The organism is Acidisphaera rubrifaciens HS-AP3 (assembly GCF_000964365.1).
GTDB lineage: Bacteria > Pseudomonadota > Alphaproteobacteria > Acetobacterales > Acetobacteraceae > Acidisphaera > Acidisphaera rubrifaciens.
In genome coordinates this window covers 1-8,980 of sequence record NZ_BANB01000158.1, presented here as the reverse complement: position 1 = coordinate 8,980, position 8,980 = coordinate 1, and the positions used below count along the sequence as shown (strand labels likewise).

11 protein-coding genes are annotated in these 8,980 nt (G+C 71.2%); 1 reads left to right on the top strand and 10 read right to left on the bottom strand.

The window, feature by feature from the left end; genetic code table 11:
• The 10 genes from B8460_RS05775 to B8460_RS05730 all read right to left on the bottom strand — a co-directional run.
• On the bottom strand, window positions 1-451 hold a 451-nt coding region (locus B8460_RS05775), incomplete at its 3' end, for a DsbA family protein (RefSeq protein ID WP_158322728.1).
• Window positions 448-954 (bottom strand): DsrE family protein, encoded by a 507-nt coding sequence (locus tag B8460_RS21685; RefSeq protein ID WP_084623271.1) that lies wholly within the window; start codon window positions 952-954, stop codon window positions 448-450. The genes B8460_RS21685 and B8460_RS05775, both read right to left, overlap by 4 nt.
• On the bottom strand, window positions 951-2,714 hold the full coding sequence (soxB, locus tag B8460_RS05765) for a thiosulfohydrolase SoxB (RefSeq protein ID WP_048860628.1): 1,764 nt from the start codon (window positions 2,712-2,714) through the stop codon (window positions 951-953). Before soxB ends, B8460_RS21685 begins: the two co-directional genes overlap by 4 nt.
• Window positions 2,711-3,595 (bottom strand): sulfur oxidation c-type cytochrome SoxA, encoded by an 885-nt coding sequence (gene soxA, locus B8460_RS05760; protein ID WP_048860627.1) that lies wholly within the window; start codon window positions 3,593-3,595, stop codon window positions 2,711-2,713. The genes soxB and soxA overlap by 4 nt, the downstream gene beginning before the upstream one ends.
• 2 nt (window positions 3,596-3,597) lie before the next feature.
• Window positions 3,598-3,909 carry a thiosulfate oxidation carrier complex protein SoxZ gene (gene soxZ / locus B8460_RS05755; RefSeq protein ID WP_048860626.1) on the bottom strand — a complete coding sequence of 104 codons (312 nt, stop codon included), beginning with the start codon at window positions 3,907-3,909 and terminating at the stop codon, window positions 3,598-3,600.
• Between the two features lie 23 nt (window positions 3,910-3,932).
• Window positions 3,933-4,445, bottom strand: a complete 513-nt coding sequence (gene soxY, locus B8460_RS05750; RefSeq protein ID WP_048860632.1) for a thiosulfate oxidation carrier protein SoxY — start codon at window positions 4,443-4,445, stop codon at window positions 3,933-3,935.
• Window positions 4,445-5,212, bottom strand: coding sequence for a c-type cytochrome (locus tag B8460_RS05745; protein ID WP_084623269.1), 768 nt, complete (start codon window positions 5,210-5,212; stop codon window positions 4,445-4,447). Before B8460_RS05745 ends, soxY begins: the two co-directional genes overlap by 1 nt.
• On the bottom strand, window positions 5,196-6,497 hold the full coding sequence (gene soxC, locus B8460_RS05740; RefSeq protein WP_048860625.1) for a sulfite dehydrogenase: 1,302 nt from the start codon (window positions 6,495-6,497) through the stop codon (window positions 5,196-5,198). Before soxC ends, B8460_RS05745 begins: the two co-directional genes overlap by 17 nt.
• Window positions 6,498-6,591: 94 nt before the next feature.
• Window positions 6,592-7,953, bottom strand: a complete 1,362-nt coding sequence (locus tag B8460_RS05735; RefSeq protein WP_048860624.1) for a sensor histidine kinase — start codon at window positions 7,951-7,953, stop codon at window positions 6,592-6,594.
• Window positions 7,943-8,620 carry a response regulator transcription factor gene (locus tag B8460_RS05730; RefSeq protein WP_241771119.1) on the bottom strand — a complete coding sequence of 226 codons (678 nt, stop codon included), beginning with the start codon at window positions 8,618-8,620 and terminating at the stop codon, window positions 7,943-7,945. The genes B8460_RS05735 and B8460_RS05730 overlap by 11 nt, the downstream gene beginning before the upstream one ends.
• Window positions 8,621-8,773: 153 nt before the next feature.
• Between B8460_RS05730 and B8460_RS05725 the strand changes: the two genes are divergently transcribed.
• On the top strand, window positions 8,774-8,980 hold a 207-nt coding region (locus B8460_RS05725), incomplete at its 3' end, for a GntR family transcriptional regulator (protein ID WP_048860623.1).

Sequence of the window (8,980 nt, the reverse complement as noted above, 5' to 3'; positions counted from 1 at the left end):
GCAGCGTGGCGCGCAGCCCCTCAGGCGTCATCGGCGGCGGCACCGTCCACAGCGCCGCGTGCGCCGCCGCATAGCCGCCCTGCCAGCCGGCGGCGAGGGCGAGGCGCGCGGCATCGACGGAGATGCCGCCGAACACCGGCCACTCCTTGTAGATGACGCGCATGCTCGCGTTATGCGCGGCGACGGTGGCCAGACGCGGCTCCATCTGCCGGCAATAGGTGCAGCGGTAATCGAAGAACTCGATGACATCGAGCCCGCCATCCGGATTGCCCGCGACACCCGGCCCCGGATCGCGCGCCAGCGCGGCGGCGGCGGCGGGCGACAGCGTGCCGTCGTCCTCCGCGCGGGCGAGACGGCGGCCGAGCGCCACGCCGACCGCGGCACCCGCGACAAGCAGCACGCTCCGGCGGGCGAAGCCCACCCGCGCCGGCCCCGGTGGCGGGCGCGTCACGGCCGCAGCAGCACGTATTTGCGCTCCATCAGCAGCATCAGCTGCGCGGCGCCGGCATCGACCGGGACGGTGTTCGGATTGAGCGCGAGCTTCGCGCCGCTGCGCCGCTCCACCGTCTTCACCGTGTTCATGCATACGTCGAACCGCACCCCCTGCGCCGCGAGACTGTCCACCGCCTCGCGCACCGGGCTGTCCGCGTGCAGCAGCACGATGCCGGGGCCGAAGGCGACCACCTCGATCGCGATCAGGTCGGGGGTGAACTTGCGCAGCATGTTGTTGGCGACGTTGAGCACGAGGTGCTGCTTCGCCGGGTCCTCGTCGGACAGCTGCAACGCCAGCCGGTGCTCGGCGAACGGCTTGGTGTCCTCGAGATTCTCGGTCGCCGCCGCCGCGCGCGTGGCCCGCGCGACCACCCACGCGGCACCCGGCAGCAGCGCGGCGAACAGGCCCTTGCGCCGCGACAGGCGTGGGCGGGGCGAGGCGTCGGTCGGGCCGGCGGTCATGTGGCGGCGTATCCCGGATTGCTGGCGACACCGCGCAGGGTGACGCGCGTTGAGGTGTCGGGCGCGACGGTGCCCCGCGCCCGCAGATAGCGCGCGACGACGTCCCACACCGGGGTGCCGTCCTGCTTCTGGCTGACCGATGCCCAGCCCGCGACGCGGTACGACTTGCCCGCCTCCAGCGTGCGCCCGTCGGCGAGCACGAGGTCGGAGATGCGGCTGCCCATCGCGTTGCCCGGCGTGCAGACATAGCTCATGCCGCCGATACGGATCATGTCGCCGCCCTGCTGACGGAACGGATCGGGGTTGAACAGGTTGTCGCAGACATCCTCCATCAGCCCCTTGATCGCCTCGCCGGTCATTGGCTGCACGTACACGTCCGGATAGGTCACCGCCGTCTGCGCCATCAGGTCGCCCATGGTGATCGGGCTGCCGGCGAGCAGGCTCGGCCCCCAGCGGAAGCCGGGCGAGAACGCGATCTCCGCGTCAAGCTCGTGGCGCAGCGCGTCGCAGATGACGCGGTCGATCGGCCCGTCGAAATTGCCGCGGCGAAAGAGCGTCGTGTCGGTGTGCGCCAGCACCTCCGCCCCGGCCGCGCGGCCCGGCGCCTCCAGCGCGTCGATGCGGGCCGCCACCTTGGCGTCCGCCGGCAGCAGGTTGCTGAACACCGGCAGCAGCCGATAGCGGATGTCGCGCACGCCGCCCGGGCCGATGTCGAGATCGAGCACGCCCACGAACTTGCCGCTGCTGCCGCCGTTGGCGACCAGGGTGCGCCCGCCGGCATTGGTGACGACGGTCGGCGTCGGGATCGCGTCATGCGTGTGCCCGCCGAGGATGACGTCGATTCCCGGGACAACGGCGGCGAGCTTGAGGTCTGCGTCCATGCCGTTATGCGACAGCAGCACCACCGCGTCCGCCCGCTCGCGGTGGCGCAGGTCGCTTGCCAGCGCCTGCAATTCCGCCGGATGGATGCCGAAGCTCCAGTCCGGGGTGAAGCGCCGCGGATGCGCGATCGGCACATACGGAAACGCCTGTCCGATCACAGCGACGCGCCGCCCACCCACGGCGTAGATCTGCGCCGGCTGGAAGACGCGGCCGCTGCTCGCGTCGAAGCAGTGCGCGCCGTTGAACGCCGCGTCGTCCGTCAGGAAGACGTTCTGCGCCAGGAACTTGCCATGCAGCCGCGCGATGTTGGCGCGCAGCCCGTCCTGGCCATAGGTGAACTCCCAGTGCCCGGTCATCGCGTCGATGCCGAGATCGTTGGCAAGCTCGGCAAGCGCCGCGCCCGCCGTATCGTTGGCCAGGGCCGAACCCTGCATCAGGTCGCCGCCGTCGAGCGTGATCGTCGCGCCCGGCGGCCCCTCCGCCCGCAGACGGGCCAGCAGGGTCGCGACATGCGCGAACCCGCCCATCGTGCCGTAGCGGTGCGCCGCCTCGTCGAAGTCGAGATAGGTGTAGCCGTACGCCTCGCGCCCGCCCGCCGGGAGGCCGAAGTGATCGAGGAACGCCCGGCCCACCAGATGCGGCGGCACGCCCTGCGCCGCGCCGATGCCGATGTTGACGCTCGGCTCGCGGAAGTACACGGGGCGTATCTGCGCATGGGTGTCGGTGACGTGCAGCACGCGCACCGTGCCGGGACGCGGCACCGCATAGATGTCCTCGGCCGCCGCGGCGCGCGCGGGCCGCGCGATCACGCCGAACGCCGCCGCCGCCGTCAGGCCGCGCAGCAGATCCCGCCGCGTCGTCTCGCCCCGCATGCTCATGGACGCACCCCCGGCGCCGCGACCGGCACGCCGCGGCTGACCGCCGCGAGGTAATAGGCGATCGCCAGATGATCGGCCGCCATGCCCGCATAGGGCGCGACATGCAGCCCGCGATCGCAGCCGGCGATCCGCGCCTCGGCCGTCAGCATCCGCCCGGCCCCCGTCGAATAGGCCGGAAACCCCGCCGTGATGCCGAGCGCCGGCGCCCGGGTCGCGCGGTCCGGCCCCGGCCCCGCGCCGGCGACATGGCAATCGGCGCAGGACATGCCCACGGTGCCGCGCTTGGCATCGTCGAACACCGCGCGCCCGCGGGCATAGACGGCGCGCGCGTGCGGATCGTCGGGCACCGTTACCGCCATCGGCTTGCCGTCGGACAGCTTGCCGATCTGGGCCAGCAGGTCGGCCATCGCCTCGCCGTCCACCGGCAGCGGTGCCGCGTGATGGGCGGCGCGGCAGTCGTTGACCGCCATCGCCAGCGTCTCGACCCCGCCGCGCTTCGCGTCGAAGCGCGGGTAGTCCTGCGCGATGCCCTGCCCGATGCCGGGGAAGCACGTCGCATAGGTCGCGCCGTCGCCGAAGGTCTCGGCAAAGCGCTTGGCGCCGTCCTCCAGCGCGAAGGTGGTCGGCGGGAACTGCATCAGGTCCTGCAGCTGCTTGCGCATCCCAGCGTCCAGCGCGTACGGCCCGTCGGCGTAGTCGCGCAGGCTGAGCGCGGGAAAGCGCGTGTGGAAATACGCCCGCATCGCCGCGGCGTCGGCGGCCGGATCAACCGTTGCCTGCCCACCCGGGGCCTGCCCACCCGCCTCCTGCCCCGCCGGCGCCGCCGCGACCGACAGCAGCGACGCGGCGAGGACCGCCGCGGCGGCGAGGCGCGCGGCCATGATCAGGCGACCTTCGTCGTCAGCGTGTCCGACATGCCCTCGTTGTCGGTCCAGGAGATGGTCAGCGGATCGCCCTTGGCGCCGCCCTGATAGCTGAACTTCAGATACGGGTCCTTGGAGATCGCCGGGCCCCAGAACGCGGTGAACACGATCTTGCCCTTCGTCTCGAACGTCACCGTCTGGATGAAGTGGGCGGGAATGATCTGCCCCTTGTCGTTCTTCATGAAACCGGAATCCATCGGATGCCGGATCAGCGACTGCACCTCGACATTGCCGTCGGCGGCGATGGCGCGGACGCGGATGGTCGATGCCATGACGTGTGTTCCCCTGTTCGCCGTCAGCCGCAGCCGCCGAGCGTGACCTTGACGTCACGCGTGGCGCTGTAGAGCTTGCCGCCGGCGGCGACGATCGCCACCACCTTGGCCGTCTTCGCCATCTTCACGCGGCACGCGATGTCGGGCGCCGTGCCCGCCGCCAGCGGAAACAGCGCGGTCAGGGTGAACGGATTGTCCGGGATCATCACCGCGATGCTGCGCACGTCGGGCATCGCGGCGGTGATGCTGACCGGCACGACCGCGCCGTTCTCGGCGATTTCCGGCAGCACCAGCGTGATCTTGTCGGACGCGACCGGCGCCTCCCACCCCAGCGCCTTGAGCGCGGAGGCCTCGTCCTTGCAGGTGAAGGCATCCTTGGGCCAGACCGGCTTGGCCGGCACGTCCGCCGCCAGCGCCGGGCGCCCGAAGCTCGACAGCAGCATCGTGCCCGCCCCGCCCGCGAGGGCAAGGCCGAGGCAGCGGAGGACGAGGCGTCGATCCTCGTCCGGCTGGGTCCGCGAGAGTTCAGCGGTCATCATTTCGGCTCCATCTCATCGAGCGGTCCCGTTGTGCGCGGCGTCAGCCCCACGTGCTCCGCCGAGGAGGTGATGTGGATGTCGGACGGCTTGCGGCAGTCGGACATGCAGGCGACGTCGTGGGTATCGGGCCGCGGATCACGCAGGATGAAGCCGAAACGGTTCGGCATCACCACCTTGGGCAGGGTCGTGCGGTCCGCGACGAAATCGTCGCCCACCAGGTTGTTGAGGTTCAGCACATAGGCCGTCACCGCGTACACCTCGTCCGGCGACAGGCTGTGCGGCGCGGGGAACGGCATCGCCCGGTTGATGTAGTCCCACACCGTCGTCGCATACGGCCAGAAATTGCCGACCGCCTTGACCGGATGCTCGTCGGTGAGCTTGGAGTCGCTCGCGAGCTTGGGATAGCGCCCCTCGCCCTCGCCGAACGTGCCGTGGCACGCGGCGCATTGCGAGGCGAAGATGTCCGCGCCCTGCGACACCGATCCGTGCCCGGGCGGCAGGCCGGTGCCGTCCGGCTGCACCGCGATCGACCAGCCTTCGATCTGCTGCGCGGTCGGCACGGCGCCATAGCCGTAATGGCCGACCAGCTCATCCTCGCCTTTCGAGACGGGGGCGATCGCCGCGAGATCGGCGTGCTGCGTCGCTGCCGTCTGCGCGTCGGGCGGCGCGGCGGCTTGTGTGCCCCCCGCGATCGCGCGCACCGCGCCCAGCACGCCGAGGGCGATCACCAGCGCGGCGGTGGTCCGATCAGGAAAGCTGGACATTGAACACGCTCCCGTCCGCCTTCACCTGCCAGGTCTGGATCGAATTGTTGTTGTAGATCGGCGACGTGCCGCGGATCGCGCGCAGCTGAGCGATCGTCGGCTGCACGAACCCGGTCTCGTCGACCGCGCGCGACTGCACCATCGCGGGCTTGCCGTCCCAGCGCCATTCGGCGGTGAAGCGCGTCAGCGCCTTGGACAGCACCGGCGGCTGGAGCGTCGCGGGGCGCCAGGTGATGCCGCCGTCGGTCGAGATGTCGACGCGGCTGATCCGCCCGTTGCCGCTCCAGGCAAGGCCGCGGATCTCATACAGCCCGGCGCCCTTCATCGGCCGTTCCGGACACGGGAACGTCACCACCGACTTGGCATAGATGGCCCAGGTAAAGGCGCGCGCCATGCCGTCCGGCATCGATTCGGTATACTGCGCCGTCTCCTCGCGCGTGAACCACGGCTGCGTCCCGATCTGCAGCCGGCGCAGCCACTTGACGTTGATGTTGCCCTGCCAGCCCGGCACCAACAGGCGCATCGGGTAGCCCTGCTCCGGCCGCAGCGCCTCGCCGTTCTGGCCGTAGATCACCATGCAGTCGTCGAGGCATTTGGCGAGCGGGATGCTGCGGTCCATATGCGCGCCGTCTGCGCCCTCGGCCAGCACCCAGGCCGCGCCGGGCTTGATCCCCGTCTCGCCGAACAGCGTGGACAGCCGCACCCCGGTCCATTCGGCGCAGCCGATCATGCCGTGCGTGAACTGCAGCGAATTGAGCTGCGCGCCGCGCCACTCCATGCCGCCATTCGCCGGGCACTCGATGAAGTGGATGCGCGATTCCGACGGAAACCGCCGCAGATCCTCGATATCCAGCAGCAGCGGGCGGTCCACCATACCGTGGATCATAAGGCGATGCTGCGCCGGATCGACGGTCGGCCGGCCGGCGTGATAGCGTTCGAAGAACAGGCCGTTGGCCGTGATGATGCCGTCCTGATGCTGCAACGGCGTGAAGCTGACGGATGATTGCGTGCCGGCGGTCAGCCACGGCACGTTGCGGCGGATCACGTCCTTTTCGAAATGCGACGGCTGTCCGTACGGCCGGTCATCCACGCCGGGGCCGAGGCTGCGCGACCAGTCCGGGTCGGCGGGCGGCGCGGCGGGCGGGGCATCGGGTTGGGCGGCGGCGCGCGCTGCGGCGGCGCCGAGCAACGTGGCGCCGGTCGCGGCGATACCGCCCTTCAGAAGGAAGCGGCGGCCCGGCGGCGCGGCGCCCGCCCCGGCCTGTGTCTGAAGGCTTTTTTGCATGTCTGGACGAAACCACCCTGTCTCGGGGCATGTTTCATCCGGGACCGGCGCGCCGCAACGCCGAAAAGCCTGTGTGATGCAGACTTTACGAAGCTCACGCCGCGCGCGGTAGTATCAGTTCGAATATGGCGCCTGGCTGATTGTCCGCGACGGCGACCCGCCCGCCATGCAGCCGCATGATCGCGGCCACCAGCGCGAGACCAAGCCCGCTGCCCGGCAGATGCCGCGTCGCCTCGGCCCGGTAGAAGCGGTCGAGCACGCGCACGCGCTCGCCCTCCGGTATGCCGGGGCCGCTGTCGCGCACGCGCAGCGTCGCCGTCGCCGCGTCGGCCGCCACCTCCACGCTGATGCGCCCGCCCTCCGGGGTGAACTTGATGGCGTTGTCCACGAGGTTGGCCAGCGCCTCGCTCAGAAGATCGGCGTCGCCGCGCACCCGCGCCGACGTCGCGCGCGCCTCCAGCGTCACCGACCGCCACGCCGCGAGCGGCTCGTAGAACGCCACCGCCTCCGTCGCGATGGCGTGCAGATCGACATCGGCGAACGATCCGCGCCGGCGGCTGCCGTCGATCTCGGCCAGACGCAGCAGCGCGGTGACCACCCGCAGCGTCTGCGTCAGTTCGGCGGCCAGCGCGTCGAGCGCCCCATCCAGCCGCGCCCGGTCGGGCGGACCCGTGCGCAGCCGGTCGAGCTGCGTCTTCATGCGCGCGAGCGGCGTGCGCAGCCCGTGCGCGATGTCGTTGCCGACGCTGCGCACCTGCTCGACCAGATGCTCGATCTCGTCGAGCATGCTGTTGATGCTGGCGGCGAGGCGGTCGATGTCGTCGTCGCGCCCGTCGATGCGCAGCCGCTCCGTCAGGTCGCCGGCGATGATGCGCTGCGTGCTGCGCTGCAGGTCGCGCACATGCGCCACCGCCTGCCGCGTCAGCCACAGTCCGGTCGCCGCCGCCATGACGATGATCGGCGCGAGCCACAGGAATACCACGTACGACGCGGTCGCCCGTATCTCCGACAGCGCCCATGTCCCGCCGCCGATCACGAATACCGTGCCGTCCGGCAGCACGCGCCCGACGATGCGCAGCGGCGTGCCCTCCGTCCAGGCGGGATTGCCCGTCCGGTCGGCCGCGACCGCATGCGCCCGCCCGTCCAGCGGCAGCGACGGCGGCAGCACCGGAAGATTACCGGCGATGCGCCGGTGTTGCGCGTCGAACAGCCCGGCCACGCTGATGCGGTGCAGGTCGCTGTCCAGCCGGTCGCCCACCCGGCGCAGCAGGTCCGCCCGCTCGACCGGCCCGGCCGCCGCCGCCTGACGTTCGAGGTAATGGTCGATCCGCTGCGTCAGCAGCACGGACACCTGATAATAGATCAGCAGCATCGGCAGCAGCGCCGCGACGGTGATCGCGGCGGCGAACAGCGCCGCGAGCCGCGCGCTCGCGGTGCCGGCGAGGCTACGCCACACCGCGCAGCACGAAGCCGACGCCGCGCACGGTATGGATCAGCGGCGGTTCGCCCGCGGCCTCCAGCTTGCGCCGCAGCTTGCTGACATGCACGGCGACGACGTTCGATTCCGGCACGAAGCGGTAGTTCCACACGTCGAGCAGGATCATCTCCCGCGTCAGCACCCGCCCGGGATGGCGCATGAAATACTCCAGCAGCCGGAACTCGTGCGCCAGCAGATCAAGGTCGCGGCCGTCGCGCCAGGCCCGCCTGCGCACCAGATCGAGCTTCAGCGGGCCGATGCGCCGCACCGTCTCCTCCGCCTCCTCCCGCCGGCGGCGGATGGTGTCGATGCGCGCCAGCAGTTCCGCCGCCTCGAACGGCTTGACGAGGTAATCGTCGGCGCCGGCGCGCAGGCCGCGCACCCGCTCGTCCACGCTCGACAGCGCCGTCAGCAGCAGCACCGGCACCCGCAGCCCCTTGTCGCGCAGCCGTTGCAGCACCGTCAGCCCGTCGAGGCGCGGCAGCATCCGATCCAGCACGACGGCGTCGTACTCGGCCTCCACCGCCGCGCGCAGCCCCGCCTCGCCGTCCCGCGCGGCGGTCACGTGGTGGCCGGCGTCGCGCAACGTCCGCTCCAGCGCCTCCACCAGCACTGCGTCATCTTCCACCAGCAGGATGCGCGACACCGTTTCCAGCCTTGCAGCGGGGCCGCCGGGCAGCCCGCCCGCCTCCTCTAGCAGCCGCCACGCTCCGCCGAAACCCGGCCGCCGGACCGGAGGGGTTGACGACATTCCGACCGGTAGCTATGAATTCTGCATTCAGAATGCAGGACACCAGCCGTGCTCCTCACCCCGCAGCCCAGCCTGGTCGATCAGGCCTACGAGGCGATCCTCGGCGAAATCGCCGACGGGACGCTGCCGGCCGGGACGCATCTGGTGCAGGAGGTGCTGGCCGCCCGCTACGGCGTCTCGCGCCAGCCGATCCAGCAGGCGCTGCTGCTGCTGCGCAGCGACGGGCTGGTGCAGGACGCGGGGCGGCGCGGCCTG

What these genes read in the sequence shown, in the direction of transcription:
- soxY (WP_048860632.1), bottom strand. Translation starts at nt 4,445, where the DNA reads ATGACCGCTGAACTCTCGCGGACCCAGCCGGACGAGGATCGACGCCTC.
- soxA (WP_048860627.1), bottom strand. Translation starts at nt 3,595, where the DNA reads ATGGCCGCGCGCCTCGCCGCCGCGGCGGTCCTCGCCGCGTCGCTGCTG.
- soxB (WP_048860628.1), bottom strand. Translation starts at nt 2,714, where the DNA reads ATGAGCATGCGGGGCGAGACGACGCGGCGGGATCTGCTGCGCGGCCTG.
- B8460_RS21685 (WP_084623271.1), bottom strand. Translation starts at nt 954, where the DNA reads ATGACCGCCGGCCCGACCGACGCCTCGCCCCGCCCACGCCTGTCGCGG.
- soxZ (WP_048860626.1), bottom strand. Translation starts at nt 3,909, where the DNA reads ATGGCATCGACCATCCGCGTCCGCGCCATCGCCGCCGACGGCAATGTC.
- B8460_RS05745 (WP_084623269.1), bottom strand. Translation starts at nt 5,212, where the DNA reads ATGTCCAGCTTTCCTGATCGGACCACCGCCGCGCTGGTGATCGCCCTC.
- soxC (WP_048860625.1), bottom strand. Translation starts at nt 6,497, where the DNA reads ATGCAAAAAAGCCTTCAGACACAGGCCGGGGCGGGCGCCGCGCCGCCG.